Raw genomic sequence first — 15,891 nt, 5'->3', positions numbered from 1 at the left:
CAGGCACCGCCTTCCGAAACCCCCGAGCCGAGCCTGCCCCCACTTAGGCCGCCGCGCCAGCCCGACACCGATCTGTCGCCGCGCCTGCGCATCTTCGTCCAGCGGATCAATGTCGTGGGGAGCACCACCTTTCCTCCCGAGGTCATCGCGCGGGTCACCGCGCCCTACGAGAACCGCTATCTGACCCAGGAGGATCTCCAGGCGCTGCGCGTGGAGCTGACGAAGCTCTACACGGATCAGGGCTACGTGAACTCGGGCGTGATCCTGCCCGACCAGACGATTCGCGATGGCCAGGTCACCTACCAGGTCATCGAGAGCGGGATCACCGCGCTCAACATCAGCGGGAATCGCTGGTTTCGCGAGGCCTACCTCCGCGCGCGGCTGGCGCCTGGCACCCCCGTCAATGTCAACGACCTCCAGCGCCAGGTCGAGCTGCTCCTCGACGATCCTCGGATCCAGCGCCTCCGGGTCGATCTCAAGCCCGGCCTTCGGCCGGGCGAGGGCGTGCTCGACGTGCAGGTCGAGGATCGGCAGCCCTTCCGCCTTCTCCTCGACTTCAACAATTACCAGGCGCCCTCCGTCGGCGCCGAGAACGGCATCATCACCGTCGAGGACGTCAACCTGACCGGCTGGGGAGACGTCCTCACGCTTCGCTACGGGCGCTCGGAGGGTCTGAATCCCCTTCTCGATTTCCGCTACGCGCTCCCGGTGACGAAGTGGGACACGACGCTGAGCTTCCAGTACCGCAAGAACGCCTTCACCGTGATCGACGAGCAGTTCGCGGACCTGAACATCGACGAGACGTCCGAGATCTACACGCTGGGCCTGCGGCAGCCGGTCTATCGCACCCGCAACACCACCGCGGCGGTGGAGCTGATCGGGGAGCGGCTCAAGGAAAAGACGACGCTCCTCGGCATCCCGTTCCCGCTCCTCCCGGGCTCGCCGCCGGATGGCGTGACGGTCTCGACCGCGTTGCGGCTCGCCCTGGAGTACGTCCACCGGACGCAGAATCAAGCGATCGCCCTTCGCTCACGCTTCTCGGTCGGCATCGATGCGCTGGGGGCCACCATCGCCTCGAGCTCCAAGGTGCCCGACTCGAAATTCTTCGCGTGGCTGGGACAAGCCCAGTATGCCGCGCGGCTTCCCTTCCTCGACACGCAGCTGATCGCCCGCACCGACGTGCAGCTCACGCCCGATCCGCTCCTCGTGCTCGAGCAGGTATCGGTCGGCGGCCGCTACACGGTTCGGGGCTACCGCGAGAACACCCTCGTTCGTGACAACGCCCTCATCGCGTCGCTGGAGCTCCGGGTGCCGCTGGCGCGCAATCAGCGGTGGGCCGACTACCTCGAGCTCGCCCCGTTCTTCGACTACGGGCGAGGGTGGAACGCGGTCGGGGACACGCCCTCCCCCATCGATATCTACAGCGTGGGGATGGGCCTTCGCTGGGCCCTGACGTTTCCGGGCGTGGTGTCGGTGAGGCCGCAATTCGAGGTATATTTCGGCTACCGGCTACGCGAGACCAGGATCCTCGGCCAGCCCGATCCGCTGCAGGACGTCATCGTGTCGGGCGATCGGGGCGACAAGAAAGGGCATGCCGGGGTGCATTTCCAGTTTTTGTTGGCGGTGTTCTGAGATGCGCCGGTTCAAGCGCTTCCTGCCGGGTGCCCTGCCCGACTGGGCCATTGCCCTCCTCGTCGCCTTCACCGTGGCCGGGATCGTCCTGGGCCTACGCTTCGCGCGCGTCCTGGAGCCGGCGGAGCTGGCGGTCTACGACCGCTTCCTTCGGGTCCGGGCCCCGAGCGCCGAGGGCCAGGCCGATCCTCGCATCCTGATCGTCACCATCACGGAGCGGGACATCCAGGAGCAGGGCGCCTGGCCCCTATCCGACGGCGTGCTGGCCCGGACCATCAACACGTTGCTCCGGCTGCGCCCCCGCGCCATCGGTCTCGACATCTACCGCGACGTGCCCATCGCGCCTGGTACCGCCGAGCTCGATTACCTGCTCGCCGGCGACTTCCCCATCGTGGTGGTGACGAAGTTCGGGGAGGGAGGCTCGACCGGCGTGGCACCGCCCGCCGCGGCGAAGGGCACGGAGAAGATGGGATTCAACGACGTCGTCGTCGACTCCGGCGGCATGGTGCGGCGCGGGCTCCTCTTCATCGATGACGGCCAGACGGCGCTGTATTCCTTCCCTCTCCGCCTCGCGCTGCTCTATCTGGCGCCCGAGAAGATCGGCCTGGGCGCCGATCCCCGCGACGAGACCATCGTGCGGCTGGGGCAGACGTCGATCCCGCCTCTGGGCTCGCACGACGGCCCCTACGTCGGGCTGGACGCCAGAGGCTATCAGTTCCTGGTCGACTACCGCGAGGGCGCGCGGTCCTTCCAGCACACCACCTTGAGCGCCGTGCTGCAGGGCGAGGTGACGCGCGAGTCGGTGCGGGACCGCGTCGTGCTGATCGGGGTGACAGCCGAGAGCGTCAAGGACGACTTCTACACCCCCATCAGCGCCGGGCGACGGCCCAAGCAGTACGTGCCTGGTGTCGAGGTCCACGGCTCCCTCGTGAGCCAGCTGCTTCGCATCGCCACCACCGGCGACCGCCCCCTGTGGAGCCCGCCTCTGTGGCTCACCTGGGTGTGGGTGCTCCTCTGGTCGTGCCTCGGGGCCTTCCTCGGCATCCGCACGCTCAAGGCGCGCGTCCTGACGGTGGCCTTCGTCGTGGGCCTCGTCATCGTCGTGATGACCGCCTACGTGGCCTTCCTCGCCGGCTGGTGGTGGACGGTGGTGCCGCCGGCGCTCTCCTTCTCGTTCGCGACCGGCTTCGCGATCGCCTATCACTCGTATCGGGAGAGCGCCGAGCGCGGAACGCTGATGCGCATCTTCTCCCAGCACGTGTCCAAGGAAGTGGCGGAGGACATCTGGCGGGAGCGGGAGCAGTTCGCCGGCGGCGGCCGGCCGCAGCCCCGTCGCCTGGTCGTCACGGCCTTCTTCACCGACCTGACGGGCTTTACCACAGTGTCCGAGGCCTTCACCCCGGAGCAACTCATGGACTGGCTCAACGAGTACATGGCCGCGATGGCCCCGGTGATCAGCCGCCACGGGGGCGTCATCCGCCAGTACGCCGGCGATTCGATCGTGGCCCTCTTCGGGGTACCGGTGCCCCGCCGGCGTGAGGACGAGATCGCCCGGGACGCCATCAACGCAGTGCGTTGTGCCGTGGCGCTGGAACGGCGCTTGCTGGAGATGAACCATGCATGGCGGGAGTCGGGCAAACCGGTCACCGGGATGCGAATCGGAATCGTCACCGGCGAGGCGGTTTCCGGTACTCTTGGCAGCACAGAACGTTGGGAATACGTGGTAGTAGGCGACACCTTGAACACTGCGTCACGGCTGGAGAGCTTCGACAAGGACGTGTATCCGCCGGACCCGTTGGTCCGGCCCTGTCGGACGCTGATCGGGCAATCTACCCATGCGTACGTGGGCGATCTGTTCGAGACGGAGTGGGTGGCTGAGGCTCGGCTGAAGGGCAAGTCGCAGCTGGTGGCGATCTATCGAGTGCTCGGCGAGCGGGCGCCGGAGCCGGTCGAGACTCCGGCGACGGCCCGCGTCGCGTCGGGATCAACCAGAGCGGAAGGGACCCCGCGCACGACACCTAGTGTCGCCGGAACGGGGCTTCCGCGGGAGGTACGGCAATGAGGGCTAGGTCGAGGTACTGGGCAGTGAGTCTGATCGCCGTGGCGTCTATCGCCTTATGGTCCGTCACGTTCGTCGCGCCTCCGCCTCCCGTCGAGGCGCAGCAGAAGCCGGCGGAGGCGGTCAGCTCCGACGCCAAGGGCAGCTCCTCGGCGCCGGTCTACAAGCCACCGCTCCGCGGCGCCCCCGGCGGCCGCGTCGGCGGCGGCACGCGCGGCACCGGGCGCGAGGCCTTCGTGCTGTCGGTGCTGGCCCCGCCGCATACCGGGCTGACGGTCAGCGAGCAGCCCGTGCTCTACTGGTTCATCTCGAGCCCGAGCTCGCATCCCGTCGAGCTGACGCTGGTCGATCCGCAGAAGACCGATCCGCTCATCGAGCTCAAGATCCAGCCGCCCGTGGCGGCGGGCGTTCATCAGGTTCGGCTGGCCGAGCACGGCGTGAAGCTCGAGCCCACGGTCGCGTACCAGTGGTACGTCGCCGTGATGCCCGACACCGGGCGCCGGTCGAAGGACATCCTGGCCGGGGCGAGCCTCGAGCGCGTCGCCATGTCGCCGGATCTGGTCGCCAAGCTCTCCAGCGCCGCGAAGGCCGACCGGCCCGCCGTGCTCGCCGGCGAGGGCATCTGGTACGACGCGATCGCGTCGCTGAACGAGCTGATCGACGAGTCGCCCCAGAATGCCGCGCTGAAGGCCCAGCGCTCCGCGTTGCTGCGTGAAGTAGGCCTGCCCGACACCACCATCGAATAAGCGCACAAACTATCGGGCGCCGCGCGGGCCCACATCAGGCCTCGCGCGGCGTCGGGCTTATTGGGGCTGTTGCGGCGGACGCGGCGTCGTCACACGCCCCGAGCTCGACGGGGCGCGTGTGGGCTGTCCGGGTGGTGGCGGTCCCGGCGGGCCTGCCGCCGCCGGCGGCCCTGCGGCCGGCCCCGTGACCTGCCGCGGCTTCGACGGGTCCTGCAGCAGCACCTCGAGCCGCCCCTGCGGGCGGACGATCACCACGCGGTTCGGTTCGATGGACTCCAGCCTCCCTCCCGCGACCTGATCCCCTACTGAATAGCCGAACACCTGACGCACCCCCGGCTCCTCCAGATAGGCGCGGCTTCTCTGACCGTCGATGAGCACGCCGTGGAGGATGGGCCTGACGCCCGCGGCCGTCGCGGCGGCGGCCGTCGTCTCGGTCGCCTCGGTACGGCCCGGATTGAACATGTTCCTGGTCGCGATCACCTGAAACGAGGCGAGCGGCGGCGGCGCGGCGGACGGCGCCGCGGCGTCGAGCGTCGACTGGGTCGCGTGCGGCGTGGGCGCCGGAGGCAGCGAGCGGTGAGTGACGACGTCACGGACGATGCCTACGGCGAAGAAGCAGCCGAGGCCGCCTACCACGACATTCGCGAGGAAGAGCGCGCGCGGCACGCTAGTTGGCCTTGGGCGCCGGCATCATGTAGCCGGCCACCGTGAGCGTGGTCAATAGCTCCCTAGGCTGTCCCACCGCCACCACGCGGATCTTGACGTCCTTGATCATCAGCAGGCGCTCGGCGTGCTCGATCCGATAGAGTGCGGCGACGGTGTCGCGGATGTTGCCCGCGAGCATCATCTCGATGGGGACCTCCTGGATCCCCTCGCGGTCGGACGCGGGCAGGACGCGCTCACTGCGGACTTCCATGTTGCTGCCGGCCGCCGCGTCCTTGACGAGCTTCTGGAGTTCGGAGGCGGCCAGGGGCGCGGTCGGCCCCTGCAGGAGCCGCGCCGACTCGGCCTCGAGCTGGCTCTTGATGCTCCGAAGCTCCTCCGCGATTTTCGGGCCCCGCGCGATGGTCAGCCGCCGGCGCTCGAGCACGGCTTCGCGCGCCGTCGTGCGGCTCAACGCCTCGCGCGCGCGCTCCATGAGCGGCTCGACGAGGAAGAGGTAGACCACGATCAGCAGAACGACCGCCGCACCGACGCCGATGAGCGCGCGCTCGCGCCGGCCGAGGCTCGCCATCCTAGCGGCCCCCGGCCGGCGGCGCGGGCCGCCCTTCCCAGCCGGCACGGATGCGGAACTGCTCCTTGCCCTGGAGCTGGGTCACCGGTGACGTGAACTCGACCCGCTCGAGCCAGCGCGAGCCCTCCAGGATGGGGATGAGCTGGCTGGCCGCATTGGCTTGACCGATCAGCTCCACGCCCTCCTGATCCATGTTCAGCGTCTGCAGCCACGCGGTCTCCGGCAGCGTCTCGGTGAGGTCCTGCAGGGTCGGCAGCGCCGGGAGGCTCGCGCGCCGCGCAGAGTCCAGTCCGGCCAGGAGGCGACGGGTCCGGTCCCGCTCGGCGGCTAGCGTCTCGACGGCCTTGGCCTCAGGATCGAGCCGGCGAATCTCGGCGTTCACGCGCCCGAGGTAGCGCTCGGACAGCATGACGTGTGTGACGGCGAAGATGAGGCCGAGCACCAGGGTGGCGCAGGCGATGCCGGCGGTCACCAGATGGGGCCGCGTCAGCTTCCAGGGCCGCAGCACGGCGGGCAGCAGGTCGAACGCGGGGCGGCGCGCGCCGAGGGCTACCGCCAGGGCCAGCAGGCTCGCGCCGGGGCCTTCCTGCGGCAGCGCGGCGATCAGGCCGCTGGAGCGGCTGTCGTAGGGTGGCGTCGACACGGGCACATTCAGCCCTCGCTCCAGATCGCGATCGGCGATCCAGGCCGCGGCGTCATCGCCGGACAGCCACACCACGTCATACTGGTCCCAGCCGACCAGCGGCAGGCTACGGCCAATCTCCCTTGCGAGCTCGAGGTGATGGGCGGTCGCCACGGAGCGGCTCATGAGCAGCGTGGCGCCCACGAGCAACAGCAGGTCGGTGTGGCTGCCATGGCGGTGCGCCCAGACGGCCCGCCGCGGAGGCAGTGCGCGGGACAGGAGTCCCGGCAGCTCGTGGCTGGCCACCATGATGGCGGCGGGCCGGCGCTTCGCGCGCGCGAGCAGGTCGAGCGGACGGTCGAGGGCGCGGCGCCCGACCGCCGTCACCAGCAGCCGCCGGGATTGACCCACCTCACCGGGAAGCTCCACCCAGCTGGAGCAGATCTCGTCGGCGGGAAACGGAACGTGCCGCTCGAGCTCGAAGCTCACCATCTGACCGAGATCGCCCTCGCTGCCGGCAGGCAGCTCCAGCGTCTTCACCACGACGGCGCTGCGGTCGAGGCCGACGCCGATGCGCGGGGCGCGGGCTCGCGTCCGGAGCTCGGCGTCGAGCGCGCCCGCCGTGTCCTCGGCGCCTTCCACCGCGAAGTGCGCCAGGCGATCGCGTCCCCCGAGGGCCACCCCGGTGACGCGGGCGCCCTCGTCGAGCAGGAGGCCAACGGCGTCGCGGATCACGGGTCGGTCGCCGGACGCCATTGCCGGACCGTCACGCCCGCGCCGCCGCCCGGCCTCCCGCGCTGGATGACGGCAACGAGGCGGCTCCGGGCCGAGCCCGGGAGGACGCCTTCCGCCTCGATCCGGAACGTGGCCGTCTCCACCACGAGGCCACGGCCCGCGAAGCGAGTTGGCAGCGTGAGGTACGGCGTGCGGCCGCGCGCTCCCAGCACCTCGGACACCTCGGCATCCGCGAGGCCGAAGGCGGTCAGCACCGGCGCGGGGGCGGTGTTCAGATTGACGCCGCCGAGCGCGATGGCTGTGAGAAGGTCACGGAGGCCGGGACGCTCGGCCGTCCCCGCGAAGAGCTCGGGCGTCACGCCGCGAATCTGGCGCAGCTCAGCCACATCCTGGAGATTGCCGTTCCGCGAACGATACGGCACGGGGAGCTTGAGATAGGTGTCCTCGCTCTCGGCGCCGTTGAGCCGGCGGAGCTCGTCGCGGTCGCGCCAGTCCTGGATGGAATCGTTGATGATGTCGCGCTCCGAGCGGCCGAGCCCGAGCGCGGCGAGCAGGCGATCCAGCCGGGCGGGAGGCGTCGCGTTGATGTCCAGGCGCGCGGCCTCGTCCGTGATCCGGTAGGAGAATTCCCCTCGCCCCAGAGGCACGCGCGTGCGGGACATGGCGGGCAGCCGCCGCGGCTGCGTCTGGCCCGGCAGCGCCCGATAGAAAACCAGCTGTCCCGCCTCGTCGGGAGCCACGATCTGCGCCTGGCCCAGGATCTCCCGGACCGCCTGCTGCACGGCGGCGTCGGCCAGGTGCTCCGCGAGGACCTGGTCGCGGTACGAGCGGGCCATGGACGCCTCGAGGCGCATCGAGAACACGAACTCGGTGACGACGAGCGCCAGGAGGGTCAGCGCCAGCAGGACCGAGATGAGCACGAAGCCACGCTCGCGCCTCATGGGGTGAGGGCCCGGATTGAGACCACGAGCGGAAGATGCTCCACGAGGCGCCCGCCGACCGCCGTCGTCAATCGGATTTCCACGGCGCGCGGTAGGCCGTTCTCTCGGCCCACGCCCATCTCCCACCGGTCACTCCAGGTCTCGTCCTCCTTGTCGAGGTAGCGGAAGCGCAGCGCCACCACGCTGGAGTCCACGAGGACGGCCGCCGTTTGGTCCACCGGCTCGGGGTTGGGCAGTGCGAGCTGACGCACCGCCAGGCCCCCCTCGTCGCGGGAGACGTGGACCGCCGTGAACGCGATGGGAATCGACGCGGGAATGGGCGGGGCGACGGTGACGAGCGTCAGGCGATCGGGCCGGCCGTCGAAAAGAAGCCCGGAAGCGCCGACCCGGGCGGCGTTGCCGCGGTAGGGAAACGCGCCCGCGATCGTCTGCGAGAGCAGCTGCTCCAGGCTGCGATCGTGCTCGAGGGCCATCGCGCGGGCCTCGCCGCGGCTCCACGCGGCCAGCCCGGCCCGGACACCCCCAAACACCACCACCAGCAAGGCCGCCCCGATGCTGAGGGCGAGCAGCACCTCGACGAGCGTGAATCCCGCAGGGCGCCGGGCTCTCATCGCATCGCGTCCTCGGTCTTCGACCCGTCCGAGCTCGGCACGACCGCGCGCAGGCTGGTCAGCTCGAGCGTGCGGTGGGCTCCCCAGCCCACCGCCACCGATACGGCATACAGGCGGGGCTGCGGCCCGGCGCCGGTCGTCAGCTCATCAGGCACCGCAACCAGGGATACGCGGCGCTCCCAGCGAAGATTCCCCTGCTGTCCCGTCTCCACGCCCTCGTGGTCGGGCTCGACGGTGCGCGCGAGACGATCGGCGAGGCGAACCGCCCCCTGATAGTCCTCCGAGACGCGGAGCAGGCGGAGACCCTGCGCGGACAGCTGCATCATGGCGACGAGCGCCACCCCGAGGATGGCGATCGCGACCAAGACCTCGAGCAGCGTGAACCCGCGGCTCACGAGTCGACCCGCCGGGTGGTCACGCGCCCGGTAAGGGCATCCACGGTGACGAGGTAGACGCGCGGCCCCACCGTCTCGAGCCGTACCGTGCCCCCGCTGGAGCGGCCGCGCGGCGTGAACGTGATCGGCAGCTGCACGGGGCCGGGCGTCGGAACGACGTGCACCAGGGACGACAGCGGCCGGCGCTTCTCGACGCGCACTGCCTCGCCGTCCGCGCGGCGCACCAGCAGCGTCTGCCCCTCGGCGTCGAGCGTCACCTCGCGGGGCTGCCCACGGGTGACCGCCTCCTCGCGGGCCCAGCGCAGGAGCGAGGCGACGCCCGCCACTTCCGTGCGCACCCGTATCCCATCCACGGCCCGGCCCACCGCGGGGGCCGCCACCAAGCTCGCCACCGCCAGTACCGCGACCACGAGCACGAGCTCAATCAGGGTGTACCCAGCGCGTCGCCTCACCGCGTGTCCCACGACGCCACGTCCGCGTTCTCGCCCTCGCCGCCCGGGGCGCCATCGGCCCCGTAGCTCCAGAGGTCGTAGTCCCCGTGGTCCCCGGGACAGCACTTGTACTGATAGGCCTTCCCCCATGGGTCGAGAGGCACGGTGTTCTTCTTGAGATAGGGGCCGTTCCAGTTGGCCACGTTGGGGTTCTGGACCAGCGCCGAGAGTCCCGCGCCCGACGGCGGGTACGACCCCACGTCGAGCCGGTACTGATCGAGCCCGGCGCCCAGCAGCTCGATCTGGGCCTTCGCGGTCGCCTGCTTGCTCTGCCCCACCCGGCCGAAGAGACGCGGACCGACGAGACCCGCCAGGAGGCCGAGGATGATGATAACGACCAGGAGCTCCACGAGGGTGAAGCCGCGCTCGCCATGGCGAGCCCTCTCGCGCCCGATCGACCTCGAAGTCACGGCAGTCCTTCGCTTGCCTCAGACCGGCAGATCGGTGATCGAGAGGATTGCCAGCAGCATGGCCACGACGATGAAGCCTACCACCAAGCCCATCACCAGGATGACGCAGGGCTCGGTGAGGGCGATCAACCGCTTGAGGACCTTCCGGCTGTCGGCCTCGTAGGTCGCGGCGAGCTTGAGCAGCGTGTCCTCGAGCCGGCCCGTCTCCTCGCCCACGCGCACCATGTGGACGGCGAGACGCGGGAAGATCGCGGCATCTGCCATCGGCTGGGCGAGACCGGCGCCCCGACGAACGCCGTCGCCCAGGGCGGCCACCGCCCGCGCCAGCACGCGGTTGCCCAGAAGCTCCGTTACCACGGCGAGGGCGCTCACCAGGGCCACACCGCCCCGGAGCAGCGTGCCCAGGATGCGGCTGAAGCGCGCCATCTCGATCTTGACGATCACCTCGCCCACGATGGGCAGGGCGAGGAGCATGCGATCAGCGCGGAGGCGGCCGCTCGCCGTCGCCAGGCCCAGCCGTATCGCCGCGACGACGCCGAGGGCGAGGATGCCCAGCAGCCAGCCGTAATGCTGGATGGTCTCGCTGACGCGGAGGAGGATGAGCGTGGGCAGCGGAAGCGTCGACTCCACGTCGCTGAAGATGGCCGCGAAGCGGGGCACGACGAAGGCGAGCAGAAAGATCACCGCCGCGGCGCCGACGCCGGCCAGCAGCGCGGGATAGATCAACGCGGAGACGATCGCATCGCGGAACTCGCCCGCCTCCTCCAGGAACTCCACGAGCCGCCGGAGCGTGGCCTCGAGGGCGCCGCCCTTCTCCCCCGCCCGCACCATGTTGACGTAGAGCCGGGAGAACGGCCGCGGGTGATGCAGGGCCAGCGCATCGGCCAGCGAGGAGCCGCCGCGGACGCGCTGGAGCACGTCCGCGATGATGGCGCGGAGGCGGGCGCCCGACGCGAGCTCGCCCTGGATGGCCAGCGCGCGGTCGAGTGGCATGCCGGCCTCGATCAGCGTGGCCAGCTGCTGGGTGAAGGCGAGGACGTCGCGGCGGGAGACTCGCCCACCGCCGCGCGCCGGCCAGGCGAAGCCGAGCAGACGCCGGCGCGCTTCCTGGGGGACGACGGTGATGGGGAAGTACGCATCCCGCTGCAGTCGATCGACCACGGCCCGCGCGTCGGGCGCCTCCATGACACCGTCGATGGCCTGGCCGCTCCGATCCCTTGCGCGGTACGTGAAGACCGTCACGCTAGATCTCGTCCTCCGTGACGCGGAGGATCTCCGCGACCGTCGTCAGCCCCGCACGGGCCCTGGCCCAGCCGTCCTCGCGGAGGGTCACCATCCCGTGCGCGACCGCCTCCCGACGGATCTCGGCGGCCGGCGCCTTGCGCACGATGAGGCTGCGGATGGACTCGGTGACCCGGAGGAGCTCGTAGATCCCGGTGCGCCCTCGGTACCCGGTGCCCCGGCACTCGTCGCAGCCCTTGCCGTGGAAGAGCTCCTCGGCTCCGGTGCTGGCAACGCCCAGCGCAACGAGCTCGGCGGCCTCCGCGGGCTTGGGCACGCGACAGCCCTGGCAGATCCTCCGCACGAGCCGCTGGGCCAGCACGCCGTTCAGGACCGACGAGAAGAGGTACGGCTCGCACCCCATGTCTTGCAGCCGCGTCACCGCGCTGGACGCGTCGTTGGTGTGGAGCGTCGAGAACACGAGGTGTCCGGTCAGGGCGGCCTGGATGGCGATCTCGGCCGTCTCGAGATCGCGGATCTCGCCCACCATGATGACATCGGGATCCTGCCGCACGATGTGGCGCAGCCCGGCGGCGAAGCTCAGCCCGATCTTGGGCTTCACCGGGATCTGGTTGACCCGCTTGAGCTGGTACTCGACGGGATCCTCGACAGTGATGATCTTGAGATCGGGCCGGTTGATCTTGTCGAGGGCCGCGTACAGCGTGGTCGTCTTGCCGGAGCCGGTGGGCCCGGTGACCAGCACCATGCCGTGCGGGCGCCGGATCATCCCTTCGAAGGTGTCCGCCGTGCGGGGCGCGAAGCCGAGACGGTCGAACGACAGGAACACCGAGGCGCGATCCAGCAGCCGCATCACGATGGACTCACCGTGGACGGTGGGAATGGTCGAGACGCGGATGTCCACCCGACGGCCGTGCGCGGTCACGCGAATGCGTCCGTCCTGCGGCAGGCGGCGCTCGGCGATATTCATCTCCGCCATGATCTTGATGCGCGAGGTCAGGGCGGCGCGGAGCCGGCGCGGCGGCGATTCCTGGTCGTAGAGGAGCCCGTCTATTCGATAGCGCACGAGGAGGGTATCCTCGAAGGGCTCGATGTGGATGTCCGAGGCATCCGCGGCGAGCGCGCCGTCGATCAGGATGTTCACCAGCCGCACCACCGGCGGCTCGAACGCCATGTCGCGCAGGTGGTTCACATCGTCGTCGGCTTCCGCGTCCCGCTCGCCGCTCGACGAGCCCATGCCCTCGACGATCTTCTGCAGCGCCGTATTCGCCCCGTAGGCCCGCTCGATGGCCTCGAGCACCGCGGAGGGCGGCGCGACGAAGAGCTTGACCCTCAGCCCGAGCGACTGCTCCAGATCGTCGGCCAGGAGCGGATTGCCCGGCTCGGCCGTCGCCACCGACAGAACCTTCCCTTCCACGGCGATGGGACAGGCGACGTTCTGGCGCAGGTACTTCGGTGACACATCCTTGAGGGCCGGAGGCGTCGAGGGCAGCTCGGCGGCAGAGAGGAACGGCAGCCCCTCCTGCTGGGCCACCGCGCGGGATACGTCGTCCTCCGTCACCGCGCCGAGCGCGGTCAGAACCTCGCCGAGGCGCCGCCGTTCGGTCGCCGCCTGCACGAGGGCCTCATCCAGCGTCGCCGGGGAGATGACCTCGGTCCCGACGAGGATTTGGCCCAGGAATCTTCGGCCAGGTAGTGCGGTGTGCAAGGTCCCTGAATTATGGTGCCCTTTTATACCCGTCGTCAATCGCTCGCGATGGCGCTCTCGCCTCGCGCCACCGGGCTCGACTGGGCGGCATCGGCGGGGCTGGGCGAGCCCCCGCCCGGCCCTCCGCCTCCGCGGCGGCCGCGACGGCGACGCCCCCCGCGCCGGCGACGCCGGCCCCGCCCCGCCTGCTCGCCCTCCTGGCGCGGCGGCGGCACGGCCTCGTTGCCCGGCTCCGGGCCTTCTTCGGTCTCGATCGTGTCTGTCTCGCGGTCTTCGACGCTGCCGAACGAGTCGAAATTCGACGCGACGATCTCCGGCATCCCCGCGAGCTGGGACACCTGGCGCGAGGGCGCCGGCTCCTCGGCCGCCGGCTGGGGCCGCGCCCCACCTCCGCCCGACTCGAGCAGCCGCACGATGCCGTTGCGCGTGACCTCGATGCCCTTGAGATTGCGCAGCCGCGTGATCAGGCGCGGCGAGCCGGGCGGGCGGCGGAAGCCGCGCGACTTGAGCGCGTTCGACAGCGCGTCCAGAGTGACGCCGATCGGCGAGGTCAGCAGCAGCTCGTCCACCACGGCGCGAATCTCCTCGGCGGGCGCGGTGTGCGCGGGGCCGCCACCCGCCGCCGCGGCGGGGGCGTGATGCGCGGGCGCGGGATGGACCGACGGGGGCCGATGCGACGGCACGTGCGAGACGGCCGGCCGCTGGTCGGGCCGCCCGCCCCGCCCGCGACGCCCGCGGCCGCGCCCGCGCCCGCGCCCACCGCTGCGCATCTCCTCGGGGAGCTGCGGCGCCGGCGGGAGGACCCCCATGCCCGCCAGCGCTCGGAAGGACAGGCGGTGGAACGTCACGCCGAGGCCGGCGGCCACATCCCCTACCGCGTCGAAGGCCTGATCGTCCGTGATGATCTCGATCAGATCGCCGGGCCGCGCGGCGGCGAGCCACACGCCCGCCGACACGGCGATGCGCAGGTCGCTATAGTCCTTCACCCCGGTGGAGGGCGCACTGTGCACGAGCTGAGCCCCGCGCTGGGCAAGCAGCCGCGCGGTGTCCCCGCTCGCGACTTTCCAGTTGCCCATCGCCACGAGATCGGTGAGCCGCGAGAGGCGATCGATCTTCAGGTGGTCGAGGACGGCAGCCACGTGCTCGGGCCGACTCGAGTTCTCCACGTCGAAGAAGATCCCGCGCCGCGTGGTGGGCAGCGGGCGCGGGGGCTCGCTCGCGGGCATACGGCCGGCGAAGATCCGCTCGGGACTCGACACCACGATGGGCTCAGGCGCCGCCGCCGGCGGCGGCACCAGCACCTCGGGGGCTTCGCGGGATGGGGATGGGGTCGCGGGGCGGCGGGCGCGCTCGTTGCGGACCGATTTGCTGCTGCTCGCCTGGCCCGCGCGGCGAGAGGCAGGACGCCGGGCCTTGGCCGCGCTCAAGAGGTCTGAACCAGAATCATTATCATGATCGGGAGTATACGGGGGCTGGGCAACCCGCGGCAAGCCGACTAGACTAGGCCCCCATGGCCCCGGGTGGCGCGCTCGCCCAACGACCGGACGTGAAGGCCTCGCTCGACGTCCTGAGCGCGTGGATCGAGGGCCAGCGCGCCTACAGCGGGCTCCCCGGCGCGTCGCTGGGCGTGATCCACGACCAGGAGATGGTGTGGGCGGCGGGCTTCGGCTGGGCCGACACGGCGCGCCGCGTCCCCGCCACGGCGGAGACGCATTATCGCATCGCCTCCATCACGAAGACGTTCACCGCCACGGCGCTCCTGCAGCTCCGCGACGCGGGACGGCTGCAGCTCGACGATCCCCTCACCAAGCACCTTCCCTGGTTCGCCATCACCACGCGGCACACCGACGCCCCGCCCATCACGATCCGGCATCTCCTCACCCACACCTCCGGGCTGCCGCGCGAGGCCGCCTTCCCCTACTGGACCGACTTCGAGTTCCCCACGCGGGAGCGGCTGCGCGATGGGCTTACCCGCCAGGAGGGTATCCTCGCCACCGAGACGCAGTGGAAGTACTCGAATCTCGCCCTGGCACTCGCAGGCGACGTCGTCGAGGCGGCGTCGGGCGAGCCGTACGCCGCCTTCGTGAAAGCCCACATCCTCGACCCGCTGGGCATGAAGGACACGCTCGTGCTGGCGCCCGCGGAGGACGACCCGCGCCTGGCGCGCGGCTACGGGCGCCGCATGCCCGACGGCCGCCGCACGCCCGCCCCTCACGTGGACACGCGCGGGATCAGCGCCGCCGCCAACATGACTACCTCGGTGGTAGATCTCGCGCGCTTCGCCATGTTGCAATTCCGCGACGGGCCCGCGGGGGGCGCCCAGATCCTCCGCGGCAGCACCCTTCGGGAAATGCAGCGGATCCATTGGCTCGAGCCCGACTGGCAGGCGGGCTGGGGGCTCGGATTTCGGATTCAGCGTCTGAACGGCAAGACGAGCTTCGGCCACGGCGGCTCGCTGCCCGGTTATCGCACTCAGCTGCGGATCTGGCCCGCGGACAAGCTCGCGGTGATCGCGATGACCAATGCCGACGATGGCGACCCGATGACCCTCACCGAGCGCGCGCAGCAGTACGTCGGCCCGCCTATCGCCAAGGCCACCGCCAAGGACGACACGCGCGCGCCCGACCCGGGCTGGGCGCGCTATGCCGGTCGCTATCGCAGCCGCTGGGGCGATACTCAGGTGCTGCTCGTGGAGGATGGTCTCCTCCTCATCGACCCGACCCTGCCCGATCCCATGCTCATGGCCATTCGCCTCCACCGTGTGGACGGCGCGGCGCATACATTCCGCGCCGACGCCAAGGACGGCTACGCGAGCCACGGGGAGCCGGTCGTCTTCGAGCTGGGCGCGACCGGTCGCGCGCGGCGGATGCGCGTGGGCCAGAACTATTTCGACGCGGTCGAGAGCTGGTAGCCTCATGAGCCCCACGGAGGAGCGCAAGCTCGTCAGCGTGCTCTTCGCCGACCTCGCCGGCTCGACCGAGCTCGCCGTGCGGCACGACCCCGAGCAGCTGCGCGCACTCCTGAGGGCGTACTTCGAGGAGATGGCGCAGCAGGTGCGCGCCTTCGGC

Annotated in this window: 15 protein-coding genes; 4 read left to right on the top strand and 11 right to left on the bottom strand. The window is 70.7% G+C overall.

Translation table 11 applies throughout. The features are described from left to right. From VFX14_23180 to VFX14_23170, 3 genes are all read left to right on the top strand, one after another. Nucleotides 1-1,632, top strand: a 1,632-nt coding sequence (locus VFX14_23180) for a ShlB/FhaC/HecB family hemolysin secretion/activation protein (protein ID HEU5192594.1), incomplete at its 5' end; no start/stop codon positions are given. A 1-nt stretch (nucleotide 1,633) separates the two neighbouring features. After that, the gene (locus VFX14_23175; GenBank protein HEU5192593.1) at nucleotides 1,634-3,694 is read left to right on the top strand and encodes an adenylate/guanylate cyclase domain-containing protein; all 2,061 of its coding nucleotides are present in this window, start codon (nucleotides 1,634-1,636) and stop codon (nucleotides 3,692-3,694) included. 38 nt (nucleotides 3,695-3,732) lie between these two features. Further along, nucleotides 3,733-4,437, top strand: coding sequence for a DUF928 domain-containing protein (locus VFX14_23170; GenBank protein HEU5192592.1), 705 nt, complete (start codon nucleotides 3,733-3,735; stop codon nucleotides 4,435-4,437). 57 nt (nucleotides 4,438-4,494) lie between these two features. Here the strand turns inward: VFX14_23170 and VFX14_23165 are convergent, their stop codons facing one another. The 11 genes from VFX14_23165 to VFX14_23115 all read right to left on the bottom strand — a co-directional run bounded on the left by VFX14_23165 (nucleotide 4,495) and on the right by VFX14_23115 (nucleotide 14,118). Beyond that, the gene (locus VFX14_23165) at nucleotides 4,495-5,103 is read right to left on the bottom strand and encodes a type II secretion system protein N (GenBank protein ID HEU5192591.1); all 609 of its coding nucleotides are present in this window, start codon (nucleotides 5,101-5,103) and stop codon (nucleotides 4,495-4,497) included. 1 nt (nucleotide 5,104) lies between these two features. After that, nucleotides 5,105-5,671: a type II secretion system protein GspM gene (gspM, locus tag VFX14_23160; GenBank protein HEU5192590.1), complete on the bottom strand. Its 567-nt coding sequence runs from the start codon at nucleotides 5,669-5,671 to the stop codon at nucleotides 5,105-5,107. 1 nt (nucleotide 5,672) lies between these two features. Continuing rightward, nucleotides 5,673-7,028: a PilN domain-containing protein gene (locus tag VFX14_23155; GenBank protein ID HEU5192589.1), complete on the bottom strand. Its 1,356-nt coding sequence runs from the start codon at nucleotides 7,026-7,028 to the stop codon at nucleotides 5,673-5,675. Continuing rightward, a complete protein-coding gene (locus VFX14_23150; GenBank protein ID HEU5192588.1) occupies nucleotides 7,025-7,969 on the bottom strand; it encodes a hypothetical protein in 945 nt (314 codons plus the stop codon). Before VFX14_23150 ends, VFX14_23155 begins: the two co-directional genes overlap by 4 nt. Next, nucleotides 7,966-8,580, bottom strand: coding sequence for a type II secretion system protein GspJ (locus VFX14_23145; protein ID HEU5192587.1), 615 nt, complete (start codon nucleotides 8,578-8,580; stop codon nucleotides 7,966-7,968). Before VFX14_23145 ends, VFX14_23150 begins: the two co-directional genes overlap by 4 nt. After that, on the bottom strand, nucleotides 8,577-8,975 hold the full coding sequence (locus tag VFX14_23140; protein HEU5192586.1) for a prepilin-type N-terminal cleavage/methylation domain-containing protein: 399 nt from the start codon (nucleotides 8,973-8,975) through the stop codon (nucleotides 8,577-8,579). Before VFX14_23140 ends, VFX14_23145 begins: the two co-directional genes overlap by 4 nt. Then, on the bottom strand, nucleotides 8,972-9,427 hold the full coding sequence (locus VFX14_23135) for a GspH/FimT family protein (GenBank protein ID HEU5192585.1): 456 nt from the start codon (nucleotides 9,425-9,427) through the stop codon (nucleotides 8,972-8,974). Before VFX14_23135 ends, VFX14_23140 begins: the two co-directional genes overlap by 4 nt. Then, nucleotides 9,424-9,876, bottom strand: a complete 453-nt coding sequence (gene gspG / locus VFX14_23130) for a type II secretion system major pseudopilin GspG (GenBank protein ID HEU5192584.1) — start codon at nucleotides 9,874-9,876, stop codon at nucleotides 9,424-9,426. The genes VFX14_23135 and gspG overlap by 4 nt, the downstream gene beginning before the upstream one ends. 18 nt (nucleotides 9,877-9,894) lie before the next feature. Continuing rightward, nucleotides 9,895-11,118: a type II secretion system F family protein gene (locus VFX14_23125; protein HEU5192583.1), complete on the bottom strand. Its 1,224-nt coding sequence runs from the start codon at nucleotides 11,116-11,118 to the stop codon at nucleotides 9,895-9,897. Between the two features lies 1 nt (nucleotide 11,119). Next, nucleotides 11,120-12,733 (bottom strand): type II secretion system ATPase GspE, encoded by a 1,614-nt coding sequence (gene gspE, locus VFX14_23120; protein ID HEU5192582.1) that lies wholly within the window; start codon nucleotides 12,731-12,733, stop codon nucleotides 11,120-11,122. Nucleotides 12,734-12,858: 125 nt separating this feature from the next. Then, a complete protein-coding gene (locus tag VFX14_23115; GenBank protein ID HEU5192581.1) occupies nucleotides 12,859-14,118 on the bottom strand; it encodes a hypothetical protein in 1,260 nt (419 codons plus the stop codon). Between the two features lie 215 nt (nucleotides 14,119-14,333). Here VFX14_23115 and VFX14_23110 point away from each other — a divergent pair, with 215 nt between their 5' ends. Continuing rightward, nucleotides 14,334-15,734 (top strand): serine hydrolase, encoded by a 1,401-nt coding sequence (locus VFX14_23110; GenBank protein ID HEU5192580.1) that lies wholly within the window; start codon nucleotides 14,334-14,336, stop codon nucleotides 15,732-15,734. Nucleotides 15,735-15,891: the final 157 nt, after the last annotated feature.

It is taken from the genome of Candidatus Methylomirabilota bacterium (genome assembly GCA_035764725.1).
Taxonomy (GTDB): Bacteria; Methylomirabilota; Methylomirabilia; order Rokubacteriales; family CSP1-6; genus DASRWT01.
The sequence above is the reverse complement of the archived record's forward strand: the minus strand, read 5'-3'. Positions and strand labels throughout refer to the sequence as shown.

Excerpts from the sequence above, each read along its gene's own strand:
- VFX14_23175 (HEU5192593.1), top strand. The coding sequence starts at position 1,634 with ATGCGCCGGTTCAAGCGCTTCCTGCCGGGTGCCCTGCCCGACTGGGCC.
- VFX14_23150 (HEU5192588.1), bottom strand. The coding sequence starts at position 7,969 with ATGAGGCGCGAGCGTGGCTTCGTGCTCATCTCGGTCCTGCTGGCGCTG.
- gspM (HEU5192590.1), bottom strand. The coding sequence starts at position 5,671 with ATGGCGAGCCTCGGCCGGCGCGAGCGCGCGCTCATCGGCGTCGGTGCG.
- VFX14_23110 (HEU5192580.1), top strand. The coding sequence starts at position 14,334 with ATGGCCCCGGGTGGCGCGCTCGCCCAACGACCGGACGTGAAGGCCTCG.
- VFX14_23145 (HEU5192587.1), bottom strand. The coding sequence starts at position 8,580 with ATGAGAGCCCGGCGCCCTGCGGGATTCACGCTCGTCGAGGTGCTGCTC.